Consider the following 24,853-nt stretch of genomic DNA (forward strand, 5'->3'; position numbering starts at 1 on the left):
TGAGCGCAGACGGAAACATTGCGATGCAGGCCGGCCTGGCGACGCCGACCACGAACACGGTGCCCATGCGACGCGGCGACTTTGCCAGTCTGGCCGAGGCGCTCGACTACGCGGCATGCGGCGTGACAGGTGCAAATTTCTACGCTGGCGGCAAGCTCGACACCGCGCTGCCTTATCGAACCTTGCGAGCGCAGGCTCGCGAGCTCGCGCAGAAACTGGCCAGCCTCGGCCTCGAACGCGGCGCGTGCCTGGCGATCGTCGCGGAGACGACGCCGGATTTCCTGCGTTTCTTCTTCGCCTGCCAGTATGCGGGCCTCGTGCCTGTCGCGCTGCCGTCCTCGGTGAATCTGGGCGGACACGACGCTTACGTGCACAAGCTGCGCGGCATGTTGCAGGCCTGCGAGGCCGTGATCGCCGTGGCCTCGCCCGCGTTCCAGGGTTTCCTCGGGGAAGCCGTGAGTGGCCTGGGCATCGTCATGTGGGGCGAGCCGCAGGCATTCGATGCCCTGCCCCGCCATGACGTCGAATTACAGCCCATCGGCCCGCACGAAGTGGCCTATCTGCAGTTCACCTCGGGCAGCACCGGCACCCCGAAAGCCGCCGTGATCACCCAGGAAGCCCTGCTTGCCAACGCCCGGGGATCGATCAACGACGGCCTCGATCTGCGCGACAGCGACCGCTTCGCATCGTGGCTGCCGTTCTATCACGACATGGGTCTGGTCGGCTGCCTGCTGACCGTCGTGGCGAGCCAGCGCTCGATCGATTACCTGGACACGCGTGAGTTCGCGATGCGTCCGCGTCGCTGGCTCGAGCTGATGACCGAATCGAAAGCCACCATTTCCTACAGTCCGCCGTTCGGTTACGAGATGTGTGCACGACGCGTCCGCCCGTCGGACATCGCGGCATACGATCTGTCGAACTGGCGTGCCGCGGGTATCGGCGCGGAGCCCATCCTGCCGGAAGTACCGGCGCGCTTCGCCGAGATGCTGGCACCCGCCGGCTTCGACGCGAAGGCGTTCGTGCCCTCCTACGGCATGGCCGAAGCATCGCTTGCCGTCAGTTTCGCACCGCTGGACACCGGCATCGTGGTCGAGTGGCTCGATCCCGTGGACCTCGCGGAGAACCTGCGCGCCACGCCGGTCGCCGAAGGCACCGGCAGCGGTTTCGTCCGATGCGGCGGACCGTTGCCCGGCCATGACCTCGACGTGCGCGACAACGCCGGCCGTCGCCTGCCGGAACGCCACGTCGGCCGGATCCTCGTGCGCGGTCCCAGCCTGATGTCGGGGTACTTCCGCCAGCCGGAACTCAACGCGCAGGTGATGGGTGATGACGGCTGGCTCGACACCGGCGACATCGGTTACGTGGTCGATGGCGAAGTGGTGATCACCGGCCGGCACAAGGACATGATCATCGTCAACGGGCGCAACATCCTGCCTCAGGACATCGAACGCATCGTCGAACGCCAACCGGAACTGCGCTCGCAAGATGCGTCGGCGTTCGGCATTCCCGGTCCCGGCGGCGCGGAAATCGCCGCGGTGGTCGTACAGTGCAATTCGCTCGATCCCGATGTCCGCGCGGCCCTGGTGCGGCGCGTGCGGCGTGACGTGCTCGAAGAACTCGGCATCGCCTGCATCATCGAGTTGGTGCCCCGCCATACACTGCCGCGCACCTCTTCCGGGAAGCTGTCACGCTCGGCGACGCGTGCCGGATACCTCGAGCGTCAGTCGATGCGGGAAGCGACCGGAGCCGCGGCGTAGCGATGAACGACCTCGCCGACTCAGGGCATCCCGTCATTGCATTGACGGGGGCGACGGGTTTCATTGGCACCGCGCTGCGCGAACGGCTGGTGGCCGCCGGATACCGCGTGCGGGCGCTCTATCGCCCTCGTCCCGGGCGAGTTCTGGAGAACGCGCCCGGCGTGAAGTGGATCGCCGGCGACCTCAACGATCGCGACGCCCTCGCCGCGCTTGTGAAAGGCGCGGACGCGGTCGTGCACTGCGCCGGCAACGTGCGCGGCGCGCGCGCCGCCGATTTCGACGTGGTCAATGAAGCCGGTGTCATCGACATCGTGCGTGCGGCGCGGGAAGAAAGCCACTGCCACCGGTTCCTGCTGGTGTCGTCGCTGGCGGCCCGCGAGCCGCAGCTGTCCGACTACTCACGCAGCAAGTGGCTCGGTGAACGCGCCCTGGCAGCCCACGCCGGCGACCTCGTGTGGGCCGCGCTGCGGCCGCCGGCGGTCTATGGGCCAGGCGATCGCGAGATGCTTCCGCTCTTCCAGAGCATGGCGCGCGGCATCGCGCCGATACCCGGCAGCGGCGACGGTCGCTTTTCCCTGATCCATGTGAGCGATCTCGCCTCGGCTATCGTGGCCTGGCTGCGCTCGGACACACAGTCGGGGCAGACTTTCGAACTCGATGACGGTCACGAGGGCGGCTACGACTGGGACACCGTGCTGAGCACCGCATCGCGCGTCCTGCGTGACAACGCGCCGATCCGTCGCCTCCTCATCCCCGCGCCGTTATTACGCGCGATTGCCGGAGCGAACCGCACCGCGGCGCGCGTGTTCGGTTACGCCCCCATGCTGACCCCCGGCAAGGTCCGCGAGCTGACGCATGCCGACTGGGTATGCGACGGCCGAGCCTTTACCCGCGCCACCGGTTGGACGCCCGAGATCGGGTTTGAACGTGGTCTTGCCGCCACGCTCGGCAACACCGTGACGCACTGAACGGAATACCCTGATGAACCATCAAGACATCGTTGCAAAGCTTGTCGACATCCTCGAGCCACTCGCCGAGGGGCGCGTCGCGGATATCGGCGAGAACACGGAGCTCACCGGCGAACTGGCCCTCGATTCACTGCGGGTCATGGACCTCGTGCTGGCGGTTGAAGACGAATTCGACATCTCGATCCCCATCAACGCGCTCGCCGAAATCAAGACCGTCGGCGACCTCGCGGCGCAGATCGAAACGACGCTGAGCGCAAACGCATGAGAGAGAATCCCAGGCTTCAGGCGGTACAAGCCGTCCGGCAGGAGCTCGCCACCCTGGGGATCGATCCGTTCGGCGTGCAGATCGACCGCATCCTTTCGCCCACGGAAGGCCTGATCCACGGCCGCCGCACGATCCTGGCGGGCACGAACAACTACCTCGGCCTGACGTTCGATCCCGGCACGATCGCCGCGGCGCGCGACGCGCTCGAGGCGGCCGGCACGGGCACGACGGGCTCGCGCATGGCCAACGGCAGCTACGCGGGACATCGCGAGCTGGAAGTGGATCTGGCGGCGTTCTACGGCAAACGCGACGCCATCGTCTTCTCCACCGGCTACCAGGCCAACCTCGGCATGATCTCAGCTCTGGTGGGCACCGGCGACGTCGTCATGATCGACGCCGACAGCCACGCCAGCATCTACGATGGCTGCCGGCTGAGCGGCGCCAACGTCATTCGTTTTCGTCACAACGACGCCGCCGATCTGGCCAAGCGCATGCGCCGTCTTGGCGACGACGCGGCCAACGCTCTGATCGTCGTCGAAGGCGTCTACAGCATGCTCGGCGACCGCGCGCCGTTGGGCGATTTCGCCCGCGTGAAGCAGGAGTTCGGTGCCACGCTGATGGTGGACGAAGCCCACTCCATGGGCGTGCTCGGCAGCAAGGGGCGCGGCCTGGCCGATGAGCAGGGTGTGCTCGCCGACGTCGACTACGTCGTCGGCACCTTCAGCAAGAGCCTCGGAAACACCGGCGGCTTCTGCGTCAGCGACTCGCCGGACCTGGACGTGCTGCGCTACGCGAGCCGTCCTTACGTTTTCACCGCGTCACTGCCGCCCGCGACCATCGCCGCCACCCGGCAGGCGCTGCGCACGCTCGCGGCCGCCGACGACCTGCGACTGCGCCTGCAGAACAATGCGGAGCGTCTGCACGCGGGCCTGGGCGCGCTTGGCTTCCGGCTCGGCGCTCCGGCGAACGCCGTCGTCGCCGTCCTTGTCGGCGACAAGCTCGAGGCGCTGCGCTTCTGGGACCACCTGCTCAAACACGGTGTCTACGTCAACCTCATGGTCCCGCCGGCCACGCCCGGGGGCGAATCGCTGCTCCGCTGCAGCGTCAGCGCCGCTCACACACCCGGGCAGATCGACGCCATCTGTGCCGCGTTCGCCAGCTGGACTGGCGCCAAAGCATGAAGCACTGGTTCTCCGATGGCGCTTTCCGCGCCATCGTGCGCAACGCGTCCTATCTGGCTTCCAGCAACGTCGCCAGCGCGTTGCTGGGATTGCTGTCGCTCGCGTGCGCGGGACGTGGCATGACGCCGGAGCTGTTCGGCACGCTGGTGGTCGTTCAGGCCTACGCGAAGAGTGTCAGTGATTTCGTCAAGTTCCAGACCTGGCAATTCGTCGTGCAGTTCGGCACCCCCGCGCTGGCCCATCAGGACGTGGCGCGCTTTCGCGATGTCACGGGACTATCCTTCGGACTGGATCTGGCGAGCGGCGCGGTCGCCCTGGTCGGCGGCATGGTGCTGCTCCCCCTGCTCGGCCACGCCGTCGGCATCTCGCCCGCGGACTTCTGGTGGGCACTGGCCTATTGCACCCTGATTCCGACGATGACCGCGGCGACACCGACGGGCATCCTGCGTTCGATCGACCGCTTCGACCTGATCGCTGTTCAGCAAGCCATTACCCCGCTGCTGCGCGCGGCTGGCAGTGTCATCGCGTACTTTGGCCATCTCGGATTTCCGGGCTTCATCGCCACCTGGTATGTCTCGAGCCTGGTCGGAGACGGCGTGCTGTGGCTTTTCGCCGTCCGCGAACTTCGCCGCCAGCGGATCGATCATGCGCTGCGCCCGGGCCTGTTCGGTCCCGCGCGCCGTATCAAGGGCGCCTGGGATTTCGTCTGGACGACCAACATCGCGCACTCGATCTGGTCCGCCCGCAACGCCGGTACCAACGTGCTCGTCGGCATCATCCTGGGACCGACCGCAGCCGGCTTGTTCAAGGTCGCGCTGACCTTCTTCGACGCCGCCGGCACACCGGCGTCGCTGATGCAGAAAAGCTTCTATCCGGAAATCATGCGAATGGATCCGGCCAGCACACGTCCGTGGAAGCTTGGGCTGCGCTCGGCCATGCTGGCCGGCGGCGTCGGTGTTCTGGTCGCCTTACTGGTCATCGTCGTCGGCAAGCCGCTGATCTCGACGGTTTTCGGAGCGCAGTACCTCGAGTCGTACAACCTGCTCCAGGTCATGTCCGCCGCCCTGGTGGTCTCGATGGCCGGCTTCCCGCTCGAATCGCTGCTGTACATCGCCAGCCGTCAGCGTGCCGCGCTGGTCGCCCAGGCGCTGGCCGCTCTTCTTTACGCCCTGTTGCTGGTCGGACTGTCGCATTATCTCGGCATCATGGGCGCCGCCATCGCCTACTTCGGCGGACAGTGCCTGGAGGCCTTCTTCTCGCTGATTCCGACGATCGGCGCGTATCGCAAGCGACACACGCTTTCGTTCTACAAGCCCGAGGAAGCGCAGACATGATCCGCCGCCGCCGTGACCCCGCATGGCCGAACTTTCCGGCCGAAGCGCTCCGACGTCTGTTCGACGCCGTCGATGTCGACGATATCGTCGATGCGCATGTCGCCCTGCCCGACCCCATCGTTCTGAGCTGCCCCGAGGGCACGATGCGCGACTCCTACGCGCTGTGCCTGCAGTTCTGGGAAGAAGGCGTGCGGCGGAATGAACTCCTGGGACTCGTCGGAAAGCTGCTCCGCAACGAGGGCCTGAGCGCGGACGAGCGCCTGCAGTTCAAGCACATCCGCGCGCGATACAAACATCTCCGTTTTGCGCAGCGTCTGTACAGCGAAAGCCACACCTCCAGCTATCTTTTCGACCTGACGACACGCGTGCTCGGCCACTTGCAGGACGCATTCCGCAGCGGCAGGCGCGGCGGCATCGTCCGTCACGGGCTGAGGCTACGCGTGCTGTTGTCCAGGCCCGTCTGGACGATGGTGCGGCGGACCATGGAACGCACGCGCATCGATACCGAAGCCGGGCTGATCGCATTGCAGCAGGCCGAAATGCGGCGTCTGGCCAGAGCGGTGTCACGCACGCACTTCGCGGGCCACGAGTTCCACACCGTGCGCAAGATCGTCAGCATGCAGGTGTCCTACTACGACACCCTGCGCTCGCTCGGTCCCGACGAGCATGCCTTGCGCATGTCGAGATTTCTCGCGGCCATCAATGGCCTGATGGGTTCGCGCCATGACGAAATGGTGGCCGAGGCCCTCTCCGGCCGACGTCATTACCGCACGCCGGCTCCGCTGGCCAACGAGATTCGTTCACGCCTCGAAACGCTGATCGCCCGCTACCCCGTTTAAGGTGACCGGTGCTCAGGGACGGGCGGCGACGGAGAAGACCACCCGCCGCCCAGTGCCATGATCAGGTTGACGCTGGCGTCCAGCCGGCGAACGCGGAGCTGGAGTTCCCCACGGCCCGCGTCGAGGGAAGCATTCGCCGCCTCCACGACGGCGGAATAGTCAGCGACACCTTCCCTGTACTGGTTTCGCGTGACCCGGTCGGACTCGGTGGCCGCCGCGGCGGCCCTGTCCTGCAGCGCCGCCGTCCCGGACAGCGTGCTGGTGATTACGAGGCCGTCTTCCACCTCGCGGAAGGCATCGAGCACCGTCTGGCGGTAGTTGGCGACAGCCTCATTATAGGCCTCGCTGGCATTGACGGCCTGCGCCTGCAGCCGGCCACCCGTGAATAACGGTGCGCGCACATCGGCCGTCCCCGTGGGACCGCGGAGGATGCCGATGCCGGCCGCGAGGTTGATCGTCGGCAACGCTTCCGCCCTGGCCACGCCGATGCGCGCGCTGGCCGCCGCCATACGACGCTCGCTGGCGGCGACGTCAGGCCGACGTTCGAGCAACGTGGCAGGTACGCCCGCGGGAATCGCCGGCACCTGCACATCGAACGCCGCAGGGGCGATCGCAAAGTCCGCCGGCGCCTTGCCGAGCATCACCGCGATCGCGTGCTCGAGCTGGGCCCGCGCGCTCCTGGTATCCGCCAGTTGCATCTGCGCCGTGCTCGCCCGCATCAGCGCCTCGGCGACGTTCGCGCTCGAAGCCTGTCCCTGGGCGTACTGGTTGCCCACCATGCGATGCCACTGATCGCTGGCCTCGGCGCTCTGCTGGAGCAGTACGATGAGCGCATCGTCCTGACGCAGCGCGAAGTAGCTTTGCACCAGCTGCGCCTGCATCGAAAGGGTTGCGGCGGCCAGATCGTCGGCGCTGGCGTCGGCGGCTGCCCGATGGGCTTCGACGTCACGGCGGATCCGTCCCCACAGATCCAGCTCCCAGCTGACGCCCAGGCCAAAGTCGTTCTCGTTCTTGCGGCCGGATTTCAGCGTTCCCGCACTGACCGCCGGTACCGAGGCACCACTGGCGACCTGCACCAGCGCCTGCGCCTCGCGTACGCGCGCCGCCGCTGCGGCCAGCGACTGGTTGCTCACCGCGACTTGCGACACCAGCGCATCGAGCGCGGGGTCACCGTAAATCTCCCACCACCTCGCTGAAATGGCGGCTTGCGCACCCGACGACGCATGCGCGCCCGCTTCCTTGTAAGCGGCGGGTACCGGCGCGGAAGGGCGCACATAGTCCGGTCCCACCGGAGCGCAGGCGCCGATGAAGGTCACACCCAGGGTGACGAGGGCGACGCGCCATGCACGGGGAGGCATGCGCACACTCACGGCAGCGGATCCTCGCGGCCGGTTGACCAACCCGCGTCGTCGCGCCTGCCGAGTTTCTGCATCCATCTGCCTGCCCACTTGCTGAATCGATCGAGGTAAAGGTACACAACCGGAGTCGTGTAAAGGGTCAAGAGCTGACTGACCACGAGGCCGCCGCCCATCGCGATGCCGAGCGGCCGGTGCATCTCGGCACCGTCGCCGCGTGCGACCGCCAGCGGCACCGCGGCGACCATGACGGCGAGAGACGTCATCAGGATGGGGCGAAAGCGCAGCCGGCATGCCAGCTGGATGGCTTCCGCTGGCGTCAGCGCCGACCCGCGCTGCGCGGCCAGGGCGAAGTCCACCATCATGATCGCATTCTTCATCACGATACCGATCAGCGCGAAGATCCCGACCAGTGCGATGACGTCCAGGTCGGTCCGGAAGAGCATCAGCGCAAAGACGGCACCCACGGCAGCCGACGGCAACGTCGAAAGAATCGTCAGCGGGTGCACGCAGCTCTCGTAGAGAATACCCAGCACGATGAACAGGGTGAGGAACGCGCCAAGAATGAGGGCCGGCTCGCTGTCCGCCACCTGACGAGCCGCACCCGCCGACCCTTGCAGGCTGCCGCGGACAGACGTCGGTACGGCCATCCCATCCACGGCCTTCCTGATAGCGAGCGTTGCCTGAGAGAGGGAGACGCCAGGCGCCCTGTCGAACGAAATCGTCGTCGCCACGGACTGAGCGAAATGCGCGATCGTCAGTGGCATGTCGTACTGACGCACATGGGCGAGCACGGGCAACGGTACGCTGGCACCGTTCGAAGCGGGAACCTCGATGTGGTTGAACACGTCGGTAGACGTGGCGTGCTCGGGCGCGATCCCCATCAGCACCGGCGTCTGGCTCGACGGAGAAAACATCGTCGTGACCCGGCGGCCGGCGAACGCGTCACGCAGCACGCCGTCCACCCGTGCGTAGCTGACACCGAACTGCGCCGCGGCATCCCGGTCGACGTGCAGCGCCGTCGCGACGTCCGTCCCGCTCCCGCTGCCGTGCACGTTGGACAGCTCCGGCAACCTTGCCATGGCCTCCGCGATACGCGGCACCCATGTCGCCAGCAGCGCCGACGAGTCGGCCTGGATTGTGTATTCGTTGGAAGCGCGGCTGCGACGTCCACCCGTGCGGATGTTCTGCACCGACGTCACGGTAAACGTGCCGCCCGAAAGCCTGGCCAGCCTGGCATTGATACGCGCGGCCACTTCGTCCGCCGTCGCGTCGCGCTGCGAAAGCGGCTTCAGCGTGGCGAACAGCGATCCCGAATCGTGTTCGACATAACCCGCGACACTCGCTATGGCCGGATCCGCACGCACCACCTCGAGATAGCTCGCCAGCTTGGCGCGCGCCACCGGAAAGGAGGCATCCGCGTCGGTGTCGAAATCGCCGGTGAGCTCACCGGTATCCTGCCGTGGAAAAAACCCCTTCGGCACGGTGATGTAGAGGAAAACGCTCAGGCAAAGCACGGCCAGCAGGGAGAGCATGGTCAGCGGCGCGCGGCGGAGCGCCCAGACCAGGCTGTCGTCGTAAGCGGCTTGCAGGCGACTGAACGCACGTTCGCTCCAGCGCAGCATCCGCCCTGGTGCGCGACGGGCGTCTGCCGGTTGCAACCACAACGCGCACAGCATGGGTACGACAGTAAGCGAAACCACCAGCGAGATCGCGATCACGACGGCGAGCGTGACGGAGAATTCGCGCACGAACAGACCGACGTAGCCGCCCATCAGCAACAAGGGAATGAATACCGCGATGAGGACCGCGCTCATACTCACCACCGTGAGACCGACCTCACCGGCACCCACACGCGCCGCCTCGCGCGGCGGTACCCCGTCTTCAATATGGCGCGCGATGTTTTCGACGACGACGACCGCGTCGTCCACGGTAAAGCCCACCGCGATGGTGAGTGCCATCAGCGAGAGGATGTCGAGGCTGTACCCCAGCAGGTACATCGCGGTCATCGCACCGAGCAGCGAGATCGGCGCCACGGCGCTGGCGATCAGGGCCGCGCGCAGGTCGCGCAGGAAGACCAGCATGACCAGGACCACCAGCACGACGGCCAGCGCGAGGGTATGTTCGGCCGCGCGCAGCGAGCCGCGGACGGACGTGGCGCGATCGACGATGACGCTTACCTTCATGTCGCCAGGCAGCGAAGCCTGGAGCGCGGGCAGCCGTTTTATCACCCCGTCGATGACATCGATGGTGTTGGAGCCGGGCTTGTGGCGGACCAGGGCCAGCACGGCCGGCTCGCCATTGGCGAGCGCCGCCTGATGCGGGTCGCGCTCGGTCTCGATGATGCGGGCGATGTCACCTAGCGGCACGGCCGTACCATCGCGTCCCGCCACGACGACCGAGCGAAACGCGCTGACCTTGTCGAACTGACCGTTGGTGGCGACCTGCAGGTAACGGTCACCGGTCTCGATCGCGCCGCCGGCGGCATTCGACACGGCAGCCGACACCGCGTGGCGCACCTGCTCGAAGCCGACACCCCGCTGGTTCATCGCCTGCGGATTCAGGGCCACACGCACGGCGGGAACGGAACTTCCGACCAGTTCGACCTCGCCCACCCCATCCACCTGCGCCAGCGTCTGGCTGAAGGTGGTCGACGCGACGCCATACATCTGACTCGGCGTCGCATGCCGGGAGGTGAGGCCGAGCACGAGCACGGGCGCGTCGGCGGAACTGACCTCGCGATAGCTCGGTGCGGCGGGCATATCGGACGGCAGATCCGCACGCGCGGCATTGATCGCCGCCTGTACGTCGCGCGACGCCCCGACGACGTTGCGTGACAGGTCGAAGGTGAGTCGCACATCGGTGCCTCCCGTCGTACTGACGGAGGTCATTTCGGTGAGCCCGGCGATGCGCCCGAGCGCGCGCTCGAGCGGCGTCGCCACGGCCGAGACCATCGTCGCCGGACTGGCACCGGGCAATTCGGCCGACACCTTGATGGTCGGCACGTTCACCTCCGGCAGCGACGCGATCGGCAGCAACCGCCAGGCAAGCGCCCCTGCGACCACCAGCCCGAGGCAGAGCAGCGAGGTCGCTACCGGCCGGTCGATGAAGAGACGCGACAGATTCATGCCGTCTCACTCACGAGCGACGCCCGCTCCGCTGCAGCACACGCTCGAACGCCAGGTAGATCACCGGCGTGGTGAACAGCGTAAGCAACTGGCTGACCAACAGCCCCCAGAAGATGCCCACCCCCAGGGGGTGACGCAGTTCCGCGCCCATACCGCCGCCCAGCATCAGCGGCAACGCGCCCAGCATCGCGGCCAGCGTGGTCATGATGATCGGACGGAAACGAAGGAGACACGCCTGCACGATGGCGTCGCGCGGGAGAAAGCCCTGCTCGCGCTGCGCATCGATCGCGAAGTCGATCAGCATGATCGCGTTCTTCTGCACGATGCCGATCAGCAGGATCACGCCGATCAGCGAGATCACGTCGAGCTCGAAGCCGCCGATGATGAGTGCCAACAGGGCACCGATGCCGGCTGAGGGAAGCGTCGAAAGAATCGTCAACGGGTGGATGTAGCTCTCGTAAAGTACGCCGAGCACGATGTAGACACTGAGCAGCGTGGCCAGCAGCAACCACGGCTGTCCGCCGCGCGATGCTTCGAACGCCTGCGCGGCGCCCTGCCAGCGCATCTGCATGCCGGCCGGCGGTTTCAGTCGATGCCACGCCGAATCCACGGCTTCCATCGCACCGTCCAGCGACACGCCCGAAGCGAGATTGAACGACACCGTAGCCGCGGGCAACTGGTCGATTCGGGTGACCACCAGCGGCGCGGTGCGCTCCGTCACCTTCGCGATGGATGCGAGGGGAATCAGCGACGCCGCCGGATCCGCAGGGTCGGCACCGGCGTCGCCTGCCCCGCCCTGGCCGGAGAGATAGACACCCTCCATAGCGCTCGCCGTACTGCCCGCGGCGGGCAAGGCCTCGAGGATGACGCGACTCTGGCTGGCGAGGGTGAGCAAGGTGCCGACCTGACGCTGGCCGAAACTGTTATACAGCGCGTCGCCCACGGCCGCCGACGTGATCCCGTAGCGGCTGGCGAGCTCGTGATCGACATGGACGTAAGCCTCGAGACCGTCGACCTGCTGATCGCTGGTGGCATGGGCCAGGTGCCGGTCGTTCCGCAAGGGCTCCAGCACCCGCGGCAGCCAGGCCGCAAGCTGGGTGGAGTCCGCGTTTTCGACCGAGAACTGGTACTGACCCGGACTGAGGCGGTCGTCGATCGTCAGGTCGGGCACCGGCTGCATGTAGAGCGTAATGCCGGCGACGCCGGACGCCGCGTCCGCGAGTCGCTTCATGACCGCGGGCGCGCGGTCGCGGTGCGACAGCGGCTTGAGGTGGATGAGCAGTCGCCCGCTGTTGAGGGATGGCGCACCGTCACCCACACCGACGAACGACGCGACGCTGGCCACGGCCGGATCGCGCAGGATCGCATGCGTCAACGCCTGCTGCCGCTGGCTCATGGCGGCGAACGATACGGTCGCCGGCGCGACGGTGACGCCCTGGATGTCGCCGCTGTCCTGGGCGGGAAACAGACCTCGCGGCACGACGAGATACAGCGCGACCGCAAGTATCGCCATCGCGCCGACCGTGACGAGTGTCGCGGTCTGCCGTGCCAGGACCCAGCTCAGACCGGCCTCGTAACGCGCGAGTACGCGGGCATGCCACGCTTTGCCCTCGCGCACGGGCGTGCGCCGGAGCATCCGTGCGCACATCATCGGTGTCAGTGTCAGCGACACCACGCCGGAGATCAGAATGGCGACCGCGAGGGTGACCGCGAACTCGCGGAAAAGGCGCCCCACCACCCCGCCCATGAACAACAGCGGGATCAGAACCGCCAGCAGCGACAAGGTCAGCGAGACCACGGTGAATGCGATCTGGCGCGAGCCCTTCAGCGCGGCGGCGAATGGCTCTTCGCCCGCTTCGACATAGCGTGCGATGTTCTCGATCATGACGATCGCATCGTCCACCATGAAACCCGTCGCCACGATCAGTGCCATCAGCGTCAGGTTGTTGATCGAGAAGCCGGCCAGGTACATGACCGCGAACGTGCCGATCAGCGACAGCGGCACGACCACACCGGGGATAAGCGTCGCGGCGCCACCGCCGAGGAACAGGAAGATCACCAGGACCACCAGGACCACGGCGAATACCAGCTCCATCTGTACGTCGTGCACGGCGGCACGCACCGACTCCGTGCGATCGGCCAGTGTCGTGACATCGGCGGCCGCGGGCAGTGTCGCCTGCAGTTGCGGCAGCACCTGCCGGACGCGATCCACGACCTCGACCACATTGGCGCCCGGCTGCCTGCGGATCTGCAGGATGATGGCGGGCTGCTCGCCCGACCACGCGGCAAGACGTGCGTTTTCCGCACCATCGCTCACGCTCGCCACATCGCGCAGGCGAACCACCGCGCCTTCGCGATGGCCCACGGTCAGATTCGCGAAGGCTTCCGCGCTGTCCAGCGGATCCGCGATGGCGATGTTGGACGAACGCACCGCGCCGTCCAGCGTGCCCTTGGCCACGTTCGAATTGGCCTCGCGAATCGAACCGCGCAGGTCCTCCAGCGTCATGCCACGCGAGCGCAGTTTCGCCGGATCGGCCTGTACCAAAATGGCCGGTTGCTGGCCTCCTCCGAGGCTGACCAGGCCGACGCCGGTCACCTGAGACAACTTGGGCACGAGGCGGGTATCCGCCAGTTCGCGCAGCGTCCGGAGCGGCAACGTCGGGGACGTCAGCGCCAGCGTCATCACCGGCGCATCGGCCGGATTGACCTTGCGGTAGATCGGCGGCTGCGAGATATCGGCAGGCAGTGACGGTAATACCGCGTTGATCGAAGCCTGTACTTCCTGCTCCGCCACGTCGAGCGGCAGATCGAGATTGAAGCGCAGGGTGATCGTCGAGGCGCCCGCCGAACTCGTCGACGACATCTGGCTCAGCCCTGGCATCTGGCCGAACTGCCGTTCGAGCGGCGCCGTGATGGTCGCCCCCACCACCTGCGGTCCGGCCCCCGGATACGCGGTGACGACCTCGATGGTCGGGAAGTCCACTTCCGGCAGCGCCGAGAGCGGCAGAAAGCGATACCCGAACAGGCCGACCAGCAGGATCGCGACGGCGAGCAGCGCGGTCGCGACCGGCCGGAGGATAAACGGACGGGACGGGTTCACGAGCGCGCGGTCGACGTCCGCGCTGAGGCGCTCGCCTCGTCGCGATGACAGGAAGGCGTGTCCGCCGCGGGGGACGGCGCAGGCTCGGCTGCCGCCGTGGCCCGCACTTTCGTTCCGGCGCGCAGCCGGTCCGCGCCTTCGACGACGACCTTCGCCCCCGCTGCGATACCGGAGGCGATGACGGTGGTGGAAGCGTCCTGAGCACCCAGTTTGACCGGCACGACGGCAGCGGTCTTGTCGTCCTTGATCGCGTAGACGAAGGGCCCCTGCGCGCCCTGCTGGATCGCTGCGGATGGCACCAGGATCGCCTGCGGCAACACATCGACGGGGAGCTTCGCGGTCACGAACTGGTTCGGCAGCAGCGCGCCGTCGGCATTGGCGAACTCGGCTTCGAACTTCACCGTGCCGGTCGTGGGGTCCACCTGATTGTTCGCCGCGAGAAGATGGCCGGTACCCAGCTTGTCGTCAGGGCCGTCGCCGTAAGCATCGACCGGGATACAGGCACCGCCGTTCAGGCGCGCGAGTACGCGCGGAACCACGTTGACCGGTACGGAGAAGAGGACCTTGCTGGGCTGCGACTGCGTGACGATGACGATGCCACGAGCATCCGACGGGCCCACCAGATTGCCCGGGTCGACGCGCCGCAGGCCCACCATTCCCGAGATCGGCGAGACGATCCGCGCGTTGGACACCTGGAGGTTGGCGCTGCCGATACGGCCCTGCTCGGATTTCACCTCGGCGGCGTACTGCCGTACCAGCGAGCGCTGATCGGCGACCCGCTGACGCGAGATGGAATCCTGCGCGAGGAGCGCCTCATAGTGCTTGAGCGTTTCTTCCGCATTGGCCAGCTGCGCCTGACTGCGGCCCAGATCGCCGGTCGCGAGCTGGAGCTGTGCCTGCGAGGCTCGCGGATCGATCTCGGCCAGCAGATCGCCCTTCCTGACCTGCTGCCCGCCGCTGAAGGCGACGCGCGTGAGCACTCCATCCACCTGGCTCCGCACCAGCACGCTGTTGAACGGGGTGACCGTTCCCGGCTGCACGCGATAGACGACGAATCCGCCTTGCCGGACGGTGGCCGTGACGACCGGCACCGCCTGATCGGCTACCGAGGCACCGTCTTTTTTGCCGTGTCCGACCCACCATACGATCGCGGCGACCGCGACGATGCCGACGACCGCCACGGTTCCACGCGAGGATTGCTTCGCCATCAGAGCTGCCTTTCGTAGACGCGATAGCGCTTGTAGTCACGACCGCCGATCGCTTCGATGATGTTGCGCATGCCGGCGTTGTCTTCGAGGATCCAGGACAATTCGACCTCCTCGACGCCACGCGCCACCAGATGATGCCGGACGGCATCGATCACCAGAAATGCCAGTCCGGGACCGAGCGGCGTGTTATGGAAGCTGCGACGCACGCCCATGAGCGGCACGCGCGACGACTTCGGGAAGCGCTTCTTGAGCCGCCACAGCAACTTGACCCAGTTGAACGGCAGCAGCTTGCCGTCGAAGTCCCTGATCACTTCGTTGACGTTGGGCAAGGCGACGATGAACGCGGCCGGTTCGCCGTCCACCTCGGCGATCTGGATCAGCTCCGAGGCGATCAAGACCTTCAGGGTGTGACCGAGATCTTTGAATTCGGCTTCGGTGAACGGCACGAAGCCCCAGTTATCGGCCCAGGCATCGTTGAAGATATCGCGCAGCGTGGCCAGTTCTTCATCGAAACGGCTGCGGTCGAGCGGGCGCACGCGTATGCGCTGCTTCGACTTGCCGAGCAAACGGTTCATCACTTTAGGCTCGGGAAAGTCCGGCGCGACGACATAGGCCAACATGTCCTTGGCTTTGGCGTAGCCTGCCTGCTCGATGTGCGAGCCGTAATACGGCCGCGTATGCCCCATCATGAAATAGGGCGACGTATCGAAGCCGTCGATGAGAAGGCCCACCTCGTCGTTGATCGACAGACTGAGCGGCCCGCGTATGCGTTCGATACCCTCGCCGCGGAGCCAGTCTTCCGCCGTCCGGAGCAACGCGGCGAAGGTCTCCGGGTTGTCCTCGGCGTCGAGCATGCCGAAGAAGCCCGCACCGTCGGCGTGGCGCTGCAGGTGCAGGGAATCTATCTGGGCACTGATCCTGCCAACCGGGCGATCACCGCGATAGGCGATCCAGCCCTTCCAGCGGGCATGCTCGAACCATGGGTTGGTTTTTGCACCGAGGTGGAGTTTTCGTTCAAGAAATAAAGGCGCGATCCATGCGGGATCGGATCCCAGGATCGCGCCCGGTACCTTGATAAACCGGTCCAGATCGGCCTTGCTATCAAGGGGAACGATGCGCAGCGAGGCGGAGTTGCTCAATTCTGGGATCCCTGAAAAGCGGATTAAGACATGTGTTTGCCATATCGGCGAAACATGATTTTAATCTTGCGAATCCCAATTTGATATACCCGCGAGGCTAGTAATTCAAAAGCGTGCCTCCCTGCCCTATCGCTGACCGCTCTTGCCCGGATCCCGCTGTCCCTTCTGATCCGCGCCGTCGGTCGCCACATCGTCCGGCCGGGTCTGACCGACCTGGTCCGAGGGCTCGTTCGCCGGCTTGCCCTGGCCGGGGTTGGCCGCTGGATTGTTGGACCCACCGACGCCGATGGAGGAATGCTGCACGCTGTCGCGGTCGCTCATGGTGTTCTCTCCTCTCAGAAGAACGAATCGTTGCCCCACCTCCGTGACGAAAGAGCGTGTCGGCGGTGTTCATTGCGTGACTGAGTCAGGAGGCCCGGTGAAGACCTCATGCGACGTTGTCCGGTCAGGCCACCGTGCGTTCACGCCGTCTGACCAAGACTGCCCGCATGAACCGAACCATTCACGCTTCCGAATCGCCCGGCCTGCGAGTGGGCTGCGCGGGCTGGTCGCTTGCGTCGAAGGTCGCCTCGTCGTTCGGCACCGAGGGCACTCATCTGGAGCGCTATGCGCGGGTGTTTTCCTGCGTCGAGATCAACTCGTCCTTCTATCGGTCGCACCAGGAGAAGACCTACCTTCGCTGGGGGGAAAGCGTTCCTGAAGGCTTTCGCTTCAGCGTAAAGATGCCTCGAACGATCACCCACGAGCTTCGCCTGCGGAACTGTGAGGCCCCGCTCGTCGCCTTTCTGCGTGAGGTGTCGGGACTGAAGGACAAGCTCGGCTGCATCCTGATCCAGCTTCCCCCGAGCCTCGCGCTGGATTCAAAAACGGCCAGAGCGTTTTTTCGCGTTTTGCGAACGGTCACGTCCACCCCCGTCGTGTGCGAACCGCGACACGCTTCCTGGTTTACGGCGAAGGCGGATGCGTTGTTACGAGAAGCGGACATATCGATTGTCCGGGCCCATCCCTCGCCCGTCGCCGGTGTCGACCCAATGCTTCACCCCGAGCTTCTTTACATTCGGTTGCACGGCGCCCCCGAGATTTACTATTCCGCTTACGACCGCACGTTCATCGACAGCGTCGCCACGAGGATGCGGCTGTCAGCCGGCGACGGACGCGACGCGTGGTGCATTTTTGACAACACGGCACGCGGAGAGGCCGTTCCCAATGCCCTGACGCTGAAGGCCATGCTCGATGCCGAGCAGCCGGATTGATGCTGAAACTCGTTGACATACCTGCGTTGTCGAGCGCGTTGAGGTCGATCGGCCAGTTCGGCTAACCTCGCCGTTTCCCTGCGCAGAAAAAAGCTTTGATGAGCACGCCCGTTGCCGACGCCTACTTCATTCCGATCGCACCCGGGCGCTACCGTCCCACCGACCACGTCGGCGGGGGCTGGAATCCCGACGAGCAGCACATCGCGCCGGTCATGGGTCTGCTCGCCCGCGAAATCGAAACGCATCACGCGTCGCGTCGGACCGACGTTCTGGCCATCAGCCGTGCGACCTACGACATCCATGGCGTGCTTCCCATGGACGCGTTCGATATATCGGTCGAGGTGATCCGCCCGGGCCGCACCATCGAGCTCGTCGAGGCCACCCTCACCTGTCAGGGACGCATCGCGATCACGCTGCGCGCATGGCTGCTGGCGACATCCGACACGTCGACGATCGCAGGGGACGGATTCCCGTCTATGCCTCCGTTGGCGGACACCCCGCCGTGGGACTTCTCATCCCTGTGGCCGGGCGGCTTCGTACGAAGTGTGGAAACGCGTCAGATCAAGGTCGATACCGGTCAGGCGACCAGCTGGGTGCGACCGGGGTTTCCGCTGATCGCCGATGCCGCCACCAGCCCTCTCGCAAGGATGCTCGGTGTCGTCGACGTCGCGAATGGCCTTTGCCCGAGGCGGCTGCCCGGTGACGTGGCGTTTCCCAACGTGGATCTGACCGCGCACATCCTGCGCTCTCCCGAGAGCGGCTGGCTGGGGCTGGCAAGCCACGCGTCGTTCGGACCGGCAGGGCTCGGTGTGACGCACAGCACGGTATACGACGAGCGCGGTCCCATCGCTGTCATCAGTCAGTCGTTGACCGTCCGCCCGAAGGCGGCCGTCTAGAGCGCTATGCTGGCCATTCGCTACGGAGATAGCATGCTCACGTTCGACCCGGCGACCCACGCCGATACCGACGCCATCGCCGATCTCATCGTGTCCATACAAAGGGAGGAATTCGGCCTCCCGATCACCCGGGACGATCAACCGGATCTGGCCGACATCGACGGCTACTATCGCACCGGCCAGGGTGACTTCTGGGTCGCCCGACAGCGTGGCCGGATCGTGGGGACCATCGCGCTGAAGGACATCGGCGGCGGGATCGGCGCGCTTCGAAAGATGTTCGTCCATCGCGACTGGCGTGGGATCAGGCCGTCCGTGGCCGCAGGGCTGCTGGACGTCCTGGAGCAAACCGCGAGGAAGCGTGGATTTGGATCGCTCTACCTCGGCACCACCGCCCGCTTTCTTGCCGCACATCGTTTCTATGAGAAACACGGGTTTACAGTGGTAGATCCAGAGAGGCTACCGGCCATGTTTCCCCGAATGGCGGTGGACACGCGCTTCTACCGACGCGATCTGTAAGCGATGGCGAGGTCACTGTTCGCGTTCAGGGCGTTGCCGGGCGCGCTTCCGCGGCCAAACAGATGAGTCAGGTCGATGCACCTCAGCTCAGCTCACCTCGGGCGCGCAGGATCCGGCACATCCGGCCTCCGCTCCGCCATGCTCCGAAGCAGGCCCACGAGTTGCTGCGCGTCATACGGCTTGGAAAGGAAGACTCCGCGCGCTGGCATCTCGTGGTTCGCGATACTGACATGACTGGACGTAACCACGATCTCGATCGGCGGCCAGCGGTCGCGGATCATCGCGGCAAGGCGAATGCCGTCCATGCCACCGGGCATATCGATGTCGGTAAACACGATGCGGATGTCGAGCCGGGTTTCCAGAATCCGCACGGCCGACGCGGCATCCGGCACGGAGACGACGTCAAAGCCACCGTCCTCGATCAGCTCTTCCGCCATGAGGCGCAGCAACGGTTCGTCTTCGACGATGAGAACCACGGGTTTCAAGGGAGATGCCTGGCCCATCGGGTCATACCTGCTGTAGATGCGAAAGCGGTGCGGAGAGCGTCAGTACGAACCCCTTAGGGTGGTACTCCTCACGAACATCGCCCGACCCCATGCCCATCCTGATCAGACGGGAGCCGAAGCCCTTGCGTTCGGGCTCGCTCACAAGCGGCCCACCCACTTCCTGCCACTTCAGATAGAACTGTTCGCTGTCGGTTGACCAACTGAGTCGTATCCTTCCCTCGGCATTCGAAAGAGCGCCGTACTTCACCGCGTTGGTCGTCAGCTCATGAAGCAGGAGCGACAGGGAAAGCGTGGCTTTCGGTCCGAGTTCGAACGCCGTGCCGATGAAATCCACACGGCTTTCCAGGCAGAAACGCCCGAAGGACGACTGCGCGATGGCTAGCACGGGCGCGCCGTGCCAGTTCTCCCGGAAGAGAATGTCGTGCGCCGAACTGAGTGCGTGAATGCGCTTTTCCAGTGCATCCACGGCGTCCCGCTCGGTCACGCCGCGCAAGGTCTGCACGGCCAGCGCCTGAACCATCATGAGCGTATTCTTCAGACGATGGCTCATCTCATGGTTGAGCACATCCTGCAGTTCTTCGTTTCTGCGACGCTCGGTGACGTCAGTAAAGAAGCCGATCAGCCGGTCGCCGTCGAGCGGCGTCAGACGGCTCTCGAACCAGCGGCCGTCGACCAGCGTCGAACGACCGACATGCACGACCGCCGAGCGATCCTTGAGTACGCCCTCGAACACCGGAAGCAATTCATCGATGGCCAGCGGCGCGACATCGCCCAGCATCGCCCCGGTCGCCGCCGCCGGGTCGAGACCGGTGAGTCTTCCAAAAGATGGATTGACCTCTTCGAAACGGAAGTCGACGGCGGCGCCATCGGGCGATCGCAGGAGCTGACCGACGTAGAAGCCCTCCCGCATCTCCCCGAAAAGCGTACGGAATTTTCGCTCCGACGAACCGACGCGGATTTCCTTGTCGACGATGATCGCGATCATCTCGAGCACGCTGCGATCGTGCGCCGTCCATGCTCGCGGCTTCGTATCGATCGCGGCCAGGGCGCCAATCAGCGAACCGTCGAGCGAGTGGATCGGCACGCCAAGGTACGCCTCTACGCCGAGATCGGGAATGGCGAGGTTGTTCTTTACCAGCGGCTCGGCGCGCGCATCCGGTACGTCGAACACTTCACCCCGCTCGACGACGTACTGGCAGAACGAATGAGTGATCGGGGTTTCGCCCATCGACGCCCACGGCTCGGGCAGGCCGGAGTGACCAGCGAACACCTGGCGGGTTTCGTCGACGATGGACACGATGGCGACGGGAACGCTCAGAACGTTCCGGACAAGTTCGGTGAGGTGCCCGAACTGGGCGCTCCCCGGCCGGTCCAGCAGGCCGCTGCGGCGCAGTTCGTTGACTCGAAGGGAGCGGGTGTATGTGAGGGAATCGGCGGGCATGGGGCATGGTCGGGGACGGGGCGACAAAGCCGCGTCAACGGGCTGCGATGAGACCGGATCCCGACTTTGTCATCCTCTTCCCGCGCGGAGCCCGCGCCCATGCTGTCCGACATGTCCGAAACCATGTCTCCGCGGACACCCCGTAACCGGCCATCGTGAGCATTGTGGCTTGGTGGAAGACTTTTGGGCCGTCCCGCGGCCTAGAGAGCCCCCGCCTCCACAGCATCCCGCAGACGCGGAAAGACCGGTGAGAAACCCAGATCTTCGCGAATGCGGCGACCGTCCATGCGCACATTGAAGATCCTGGCTCGCTCAGCGTCCGAACCATCCGGAGGCAGCTCGCCGACCGCCTTGAACAACGTCGCCAGATCGGGATCTTCGTCGTCGACGACGTTGTAGATACGGTGCTTCGGCGTTTTCGCATGAAGCATGCGAACGACCGCCTGAGCGATGTCGTCATGATGCCCGAGCGACATCCGCATGTCGGCGGGGAACTTACGCATGAACGGCAGGACCTCGTTGATGTGCGGATCACCCGCGCCATAAACGAAGGGAAGACGAAGCACCCGGACATCCAGCCCGTCCATCGACAACAGCATCTTCTCGGCGGCAAGCTTGCTCACCGGGTACGCATCTACCGGCGCACAGCTATCCTCTTCGCCGGTCTGCGCTCCACCCTTGGGGCCGTACACCAGGCCCGTACTCGTGAAAACGAAGCGCCCTACCGAGGCGTTCTTGCTCGCCTCCGCCAGATGCCGCGTTCCCAGGTCGTTCGTCGCGTGCGCCTGTTCATCGGTCGCGCCACGAAAAAACGCGGCGCAATGAACCACCGCGTCCACGCCCTCCACCGCCTCAGGCACGGAATCAGGCTCGAGCAGATCGCCCTGGACCAGTTCCACCTGGTCGCCCAGCATCTCATGGGCACGCTTCTCGTCGCGCACCAACGCCCTCACCTGCTCGCCATGCTCGATCAGGCGCTTCACGAGACGTGAACCCACCTTACCCGTCGCTCCGGTAACCAGGACCTTCATACGACACCGCCTTTCCGAAAGAATGGACGGTCAGCGTACTCGCGGGATTTCCGGAGAATTGGATAAACCGGACAAGGCTTGTTAGCCGTCCGGTTTGTCTTCAGACTGACCCCATGCGCACAGAGATGCACCGTTATCACGACCCGCTGAGCATGCCCTTCCCGGCATCCGCGACTCACCTCGACCTCGTCGCAAGCCCAAGCGCCAATATGTATCTGGTCGCTCGCTACGGCCCGTCAATTCCCGGCGGACTGGACGTTCATGCGCTCGGTGCACGTCAGCGCGTTCATCGAAAGCGGATTTACCGCGGTCACCGCGCCGCCTTTGTCCGTGTTCCTTATGAGACTCACCAGGCCGTGTTCGGCGTGCCGGCGAGCGCGCTGGTGGGGCGGACGATTCCGATCGAGGAGATCTGGAGCAGAAGCGCTGCGGAGGATCTGATCGGAAAGCTGGCCGATACCCGTGATTCCGCCACCGCTGCCTCCGTGCTGGAAGATGCGATCGCCCTGCGTGTCGCGTCGACGCCGATGGATGCCAGGCATGGCTTTGTGCGCCGTGCAGCCGGACTGCTGGAACACGCCAACGTCGGCGATGTCTCAACGCAACTGGGAATCAGCGATCGTCATCTGCGTCGCGTCTTTCAGGAGGTGACGGGCCTCAATCCCAAGACGTTCGCCCGGCTGAAACGGTTCGAACGCGCCGTAAGCAGCGCGCTGAACAACGGCGGATCGAACTGGTCGAGCGTCGCGGTGGATGCGGGCTATTACGACCAGGCCCATCTCATCGCGGACTTCCACGTCATCGCCGGTACCACCCCGCAGAAGTTCCTGGCGGAGGTTTGCGACCAGCGCAGGCTGATCGCGTTCAGGTGAACTGGCCGCGTCCCCGCGACACCCTGTCGGCAAGCATGTCGAGCGCATCGCCTGGCAACCACAGTTCGTCCGTCGCACGGCTCATCGCGAGATAGACCGCGCGCACGCGCTCGTCGGCGCGACGTCGCTCGAGCGCTCCCGACAGCGTGTCGAAGCAACACGGCCACAAGGTCACCTGGCTGAACTCCAGGCTCTTGCAATGCTCCAGCAGGCCCAGGGTGAGTCCTTCCGCCTCCGCGTCCTTCTGGGCGCCGAGCAGCGACTGCATGTCCGTGCTGCCGAAATCCCGTTCGAACAGCAGCACGACCCTGCTGTAACCGATCCTCTCCAGGTGCCCTGCCAGTGCGCTCCAGGACGTGTACTCCCGGTTGCCGTAATACCGTGTCACGTGGTCCCCACGTCGCATGCCGATCGCATCTTCGGTGGCACGTGCCAGGTCGCTCTCCGTGGCGGGCAACAACCGGAACGGCACGCCCTGGCTCTTCAGCCTTAGTGCGTCCTCCAGAATGGACCACACGCTGCCATAGACGCGAAGCCCTGCGAGTGGCAGCGTGTCGGTCGACTGATAGAAATACCGTCGCGTGTAGTGCTCGCGCGAACCCTCGAGCGACTCGACGACCAGCTCCGTACTGTGCATGTCGAGCACCGACCGGATGAGTCCGACCGCCTGACCACCGGCGCGTACCGACCGGGTCAGCGTCAACGCCTTGCCCGACCCGTAGTTGGCCATGACCCCGCTCAACTTCTGATAGGGATCGCCCATGGTCACGCAACCATCGGGGTAGCGACGAATGAGGGCGAGCAGCGGCGCGGGCAGATCGTGGGCCTCGTCGATGAGCAGCGTGCCCATCGGTGGCAACGAGGCGCCCTCGACGTCGAGCCATTTGAACAGGTGATACGCGCGAACGGTGAACGGACGCTCGGTCTTGCTCCCGAGCGGTTGCAGCATCAGCTCCCACACGCGGCGTGCCATCGCCACGTAGGCCGCGCGCTCGTCCACCGAGAGGCCGTCGTTGAAGCGCACGTGCTCCGGGCCGATCTGAGGCGCATCCGAGTAGCACCACCGGTTGATGATGCGATCGACCGCCGCAAGCACCCTGGCCGGACTATCGCCGGCAATCGACACGATGCCTGCGGCCTGCAACCGTGCTTCGAGCGGCATACTGGCTTCGCGCACCGTCGGCGCGCGCACCCAGCGAATGCTGTTGCCCTGGACGTGCGCGGTGGCCATGTCATTGGCGAGCGTGCGAAGCACCACGCTGGAGACCGCACGAGTCCCTACGCGCTCGTTGAAGGCGTGCTGGTGCGCATGGGTCGGCGCGAGGTGCGTGAAACGACGACCGCTGGTCGCGAGGGCGAACATGAGGTGCGTCTTGCCGGTTCCGGCAAATGCGGTGATCGCGTAATGCTCGCTCGAGGATGCCGCGATGGCCCTTACCGCGCGGACCTGATCCGTCGTTCCACGAAGGTGGAACGTGGGACGGACCACTTCGACGACCTGATCGCCCGCCATCGGTCGTTCGACGTCGCCGTCCTCGTCGTCCGCCCCGAGGTCTTCTTCGAGTCGAACGCTCACCTCCATGAAGGTTTCACGACAGGCCGCCTGAAACCCGTGCGAGAACTCGCCGTCCTCGCCGAGCCACGCCTCGGCCGCCATGACCTCGACATCGGCGAAAGCGACGCCCTGATCGCCAAGCAAGCCTGCGACCTCACCAAATCCCATGTCCGCGAGGACGACACGCTGCGCCAGGAGATCGCGCTCGCCGTCCGCCAGCGGCTGGCCATCGAAGAGTTCGCGCGCCTCGTCCACCAGGCGATAGAGGTCCCCGCGACCCAGCGGGCGCTGCGTCGCCAGCATCATGGCCAGCAGCGCCGCGCGCTCGATCGATGCCTCCGGGACCGCGCCGTGGGTGATGAAGGCCGAGGCGGCGAATTCGGTGACGGGGAGGTACCAGGTGTCGATGCGACGGAGAGTCCCAGATTCCATGGGGCGTCGTGCTCCTCATTTATCGATAATCAGGTCATTCTAGGCGATACGCCCAGGGAGCGCGCAGCGGATTTGGC

Annotated in this window: 20 protein-coding genes; 10 read left to right on the forward strand and 10 right to left on the reverse strand. The window is 65.5% G+C overall.

Annotated elements, in window-relative coordinates; translation table 11 throughout:
* Nucleotides 1–23: 23 nt before the first annotated feature.
* Genes FA87_RS10080 through FA87_RS10105 form a run of 6 tightly spaced genes read left to right on the forward strand, consistent with a single transcriptional unit; the run spans nucleotide 24 to nucleotide 6,344 of the window.
* Nucleotides 24–1,757 (forward strand): fatty acyl-AMP ligase, encoded by a 1,734-nt coding sequence (locus tag FA87_RS10080; protein WP_043694301.1) that lies wholly within the window; start codon nucleotides 24–26, stop codon nucleotides 1,755–1,757.
* A 2-nt stretch (nucleotides 1,758–1,759) separates the two neighbouring features.
* A complete protein-coding gene (locus tag FA87_RS10085) occupies nucleotides 1,760–2,725 on the forward strand; it encodes an NAD-dependent epimerase/dehydratase family protein (protein ID WP_043694304.1) in 966 nt (321 codons plus the stop codon).
* Between the two features lie 13 nt (nucleotides 2,726–2,738).
* Entirely contained in the window at nucleotides 2,739–2,990 is a 252-nt protein-coding gene (locus tag FA87_RS10090; RefSeq protein ID WP_036112777.1) for an acyl carrier protein, read from the forward strand.
* The gene (locus tag FA87_RS10095; protein ID WP_052191281.1) at nucleotides 2,987–4,171 is read left to right on the forward strand and encodes an aminotransferase class I/II-fold pyridoxal phosphate-dependent enzyme; all 1,185 of its coding nucleotides are present in this window, start codon (nucleotides 2,987–2,989) and stop codon (nucleotides 4,169–4,171) included. The genes FA87_RS10090 and FA87_RS10095 overlap by 4 nt, the downstream gene beginning before the upstream one ends.
* Nucleotides 4,168–5,505: a lipopolysaccharide biosynthesis protein gene (locus FA87_RS10100; protein WP_036112775.1), complete on the forward strand. Its 1,338-nt coding sequence runs from the start codon at nucleotides 4,168–4,170 to the stop codon at nucleotides 5,503–5,505. The genes FA87_RS10095 and FA87_RS10100 overlap by 4 nt, the downstream gene beginning before the upstream one ends.
* Entirely contained in the window at nucleotides 5,502–6,344 is an 843-nt protein-coding gene (locus FA87_RS10105; protein ID WP_052191282.1) for a hypothetical protein, read from the forward strand. Before FA87_RS10100 ends, FA87_RS10105 begins: the two co-directional genes overlap by 4 nt.
* On the opposite strand, the gene FA87_RS10110 is transcribed toward FA87_RS10105, so the two are convergent.
* The 6 genes from FA87_RS10110 to FA87_RS10135 form a co-directional block, all read right to left on the reverse strand.
* Entirely contained in the window at nucleotides 6,341–7,714 is a 1,374-nt protein-coding gene (locus FA87_RS10110; RefSeq protein ID WP_052191283.1) for an efflux transporter outer membrane subunit, read from the reverse strand. The two genes, FA87_RS10105 and FA87_RS10110, sit on opposite strands and share 4 nt — an antisense overlap.
* A complete protein-coding gene (locus FA87_RS10115; RefSeq protein WP_043694308.1) occupies nucleotides 7,711–10,827 on the reverse strand; it encodes an efflux RND transporter permease subunit in 3,117 nt (1,038 codons plus the stop codon). Before FA87_RS10115 ends, FA87_RS10110 begins: the two co-directional genes overlap by 4 nt.
* 10 nt (nucleotides 10,828–10,837) lie before the next feature.
* Complete coding sequence (locus FA87_RS10120; RefSeq protein WP_043694312.1) at nucleotides 10,838–13,927, reverse strand: efflux RND transporter permease subunit; 3,090 nt, start codon at nucleotides 13,925–13,927, stop codon at nucleotides 10,838–10,840.
* Entirely contained in the window at nucleotides 13,924–15,135 is a 1,212-nt protein-coding gene (locus FA87_RS10125; protein WP_052191284.1) for an efflux RND transporter periplasmic adaptor subunit, read from the reverse strand. Before FA87_RS10125 ends, FA87_RS10120 begins: the two co-directional genes overlap by 4 nt.
* Nucleotides 15,135–16,274 (reverse strand): hypothetical protein, encoded by a 1,140-nt coding sequence (locus FA87_RS10130; protein WP_197062398.1) that lies wholly within the window; start codon nucleotides 16,272–16,274, stop codon nucleotides 15,135–15,137. The genes FA87_RS10125 and FA87_RS10130 overlap by 1 nt, the downstream gene beginning before the upstream one ends.
* A gap of 126 nt (nucleotides 16,275–16,400) precedes the next feature.
* Complete coding sequence (locus FA87_RS10135; protein WP_043694315.1) at nucleotides 16,401–16,595, reverse strand: hypothetical protein; 195 nt, start codon at nucleotides 16,593–16,595, stop codon at nucleotides 16,401–16,403.
* Between the two features lie 134 nt (nucleotides 16,596–16,729).
* Here FA87_RS10135 and FA87_RS10140 point away from each other — a divergent pair, with 134 nt between their 5' ends.
* The 3 genes from FA87_RS10140 to FA87_RS10150 all read left to right on the forward strand — a co-directional run bounded on the left by FA87_RS10140 (nucleotide 16,730) and on the right by FA87_RS10150 (nucleotide 18,939).
* Entirely contained in the window at nucleotides 16,730–17,527 is a 798-nt protein-coding gene (locus tag FA87_RS10140; protein ID WP_239709052.1) for a DUF72 domain-containing protein, read from the forward strand.
* A 98-nt stretch (nucleotides 17,528–17,625) separates the two neighbouring features.
* On the forward strand, nucleotides 17,626–18,423 hold the full coding sequence (locus FA87_RS10145; protein WP_043694317.1) for a thioesterase family protein: 798 nt from the start codon (nucleotides 17,626–17,628) through the stop codon (nucleotides 18,421–18,423).
* Between the two features lie 33 nt (nucleotides 18,424–18,456).
* On the forward strand, nucleotides 18,457–18,939 hold the full coding sequence (locus tag FA87_RS10150; RefSeq protein WP_043697861.1) for a GNAT family N-acetyltransferase: 483 nt from the start codon (nucleotides 18,457–18,459) through the stop codon (nucleotides 18,937–18,939).
* A 92-nt stretch (nucleotides 18,940–19,031) separates the two neighbouring features.
* Here FA87_RS10150 and FA87_RS10155 read toward each other — a convergent pair whose 3' ends face one another.
* The 3 genes from FA87_RS10155 to FA87_RS10165 all read right to left on the reverse strand — a co-directional run bounded on the left by FA87_RS10155 (nucleotide 19,032) and on the right by FA87_RS10165 (nucleotide 21,917).
* Nucleotides 19,032–19,415, reverse strand: a complete 384-nt coding sequence (locus FA87_RS10155) for a response regulator (RefSeq protein WP_239709161.1) — start codon at nucleotides 19,413–19,415, stop codon at nucleotides 19,032–19,034.
* A gap of 31 nt (nucleotides 19,416–19,446) precedes the next feature.
* Nucleotides 19,447–20,886: an HWE histidine kinase domain-containing protein gene (locus FA87_RS19905; RefSeq protein ID WP_052191285.1), complete on the reverse strand. Its 1,440-nt coding sequence runs from the start codon at nucleotides 20,884–20,886 to the stop codon at nucleotides 19,447–19,449.
* 200 nt (nucleotides 20,887–21,086) lie between these two features.
* Nucleotides 21,087–21,917 (reverse strand): NAD(P)-dependent oxidoreductase, encoded by an 831-nt coding sequence (locus FA87_RS10165; protein WP_043694319.1) that lies wholly within the window; start codon nucleotides 21,915–21,917, stop codon nucleotides 21,087–21,089.
* A 152-nt stretch (nucleotides 21,918–22,069) separates the two neighbouring features.
* On the opposite strand from FA87_RS10165, the gene FA87_RS10170 reads away from it, so the two are divergent.
* The gene (locus FA87_RS10170; protein WP_197062399.1) at nucleotides 22,070–22,789 is read left to right on the forward strand and encodes a helix-turn-helix domain-containing protein; all 720 of its coding nucleotides are present in this window, start codon (nucleotides 22,070–22,072) and stop codon (nucleotides 22,787–22,789) included.
* On the opposite strand, the gene FA87_RS10175 is transcribed toward FA87_RS10170, so the two are convergent.
* Nucleotides 22,782–24,776, reverse strand: coding sequence for an AAA family ATPase (locus tag FA87_RS10175; protein WP_043694325.1), 1,995 nt, complete (start codon nucleotides 24,774–24,776; stop codon nucleotides 22,782–22,784). The two genes, FA87_RS10170 and FA87_RS10175, sit on opposite strands and share 8 nt — an antisense overlap.
* Nucleotides 24,777–24,853: the final 77 nt, after the last annotated feature.

This window comes from Luteibacter sp. 9133 (genome assembly GCF_000800155.1).
GTDB classification, from domain to species: domain Bacteria; phylum Pseudomonadota; class Gammaproteobacteria; order Xanthomonadales; family Rhodanobacteraceae; genus Luteibacter; species Luteibacter mycovicinus.

Coding starts and splice junctions, on each gene's coding strand:
- FA87_RS10170 (WP_197062399.1), top strand. CDS start 22,070: ATGCCCTTCCCGGCATCCGCGACTCACCTCGACCTCGTCGCAAGCCCA.
- FA87_RS10095 (WP_052191281.1), top strand. CDS start 2,987: ATGAGAGAGAATCCCAGGCTTCAGGCGGTACAAGCCGTCCGGCAGGAG.
- FA87_RS10085 (WP_043694304.1), top strand. CDS start 1,760: ATGAACGACCTCGCCGACTCAGGGCATCCCGTCATTGCATTGACGGGG.
- FA87_RS10175 (WP_043694325.1), bottom strand. CDS start 24,776: ATGGAATCTGGGACTCTCCGTCGCATCGACACCTGGTACCTCCCCGTC.
- FA87_RS10125 (WP_052191284.1), bottom strand. CDS start 15,135: ATGGCGAAGCAATCCTCGCGTGGAACCGTGGCGGTCGTCGGCATCGTC.
- FA87_RS10090 (WP_036112777.1), top strand. CDS start 2,739: ATGAACCATCAAGACATCGTTGCAAAGCTTGTCGACATCCTCGAGCCA.
- FA87_RS10115 (WP_043694308.1), bottom strand. CDS start 10,827: ATGAATCTGTCGCGTCTCTTCATCGACCGGCCGGTAGCGACCTCGCTG.
- FA87_RS19905 (WP_052191285.1), bottom strand. CDS start 20,886: ATGCCCGCCGATTCCCTCACATACACCCGCTCCCTTCGAGTCAACGAA.
- FA87_RS10105 (WP_052191282.1), top strand. CDS start 5,502: ATGATCCGCCGCCGCCGTGACCCCGCATGGCCGAACTTTCCGGCCGAA.
- FA87_RS10100 (WP_036112775.1), top strand. CDS start 4,168: ATGAAGCACTGGTTCTCCGATGGCGCTTTCCGCGCCATCGTGCGCAAC.
- FA87_RS10145 (WP_043694317.1), top strand. CDS start 17,626: ATGAGCACGCCCGTTGCCGACGCCTACTTCATTCCGATCGCACCCGGG.
- FA87_RS10165 (WP_043694319.1), bottom strand. CDS start 21,917: ATGAAGGTCCTGGTTACCGGAGCGACGGGTAAGGTGGGTTCACGTCTC.
- FA87_RS10080 (WP_043694301.1), top strand. CDS start 24: ATGCAGGCCGGCCTGGCGACGCCGACCACGAACACGGTGCCCATGCGA.
- FA87_RS10150 (WP_043697861.1), top strand. CDS start 18,457: ATGCTCACGTTCGACCCGGCGACCCACGCCGATACCGACGCCATCGCC.
- FA87_RS10135 (WP_043694315.1), bottom strand. CDS start 16,595: ATGAGCGACCGCGACAGCGTGCAGCATTCCTCCATCGGCGTCGGTGGG.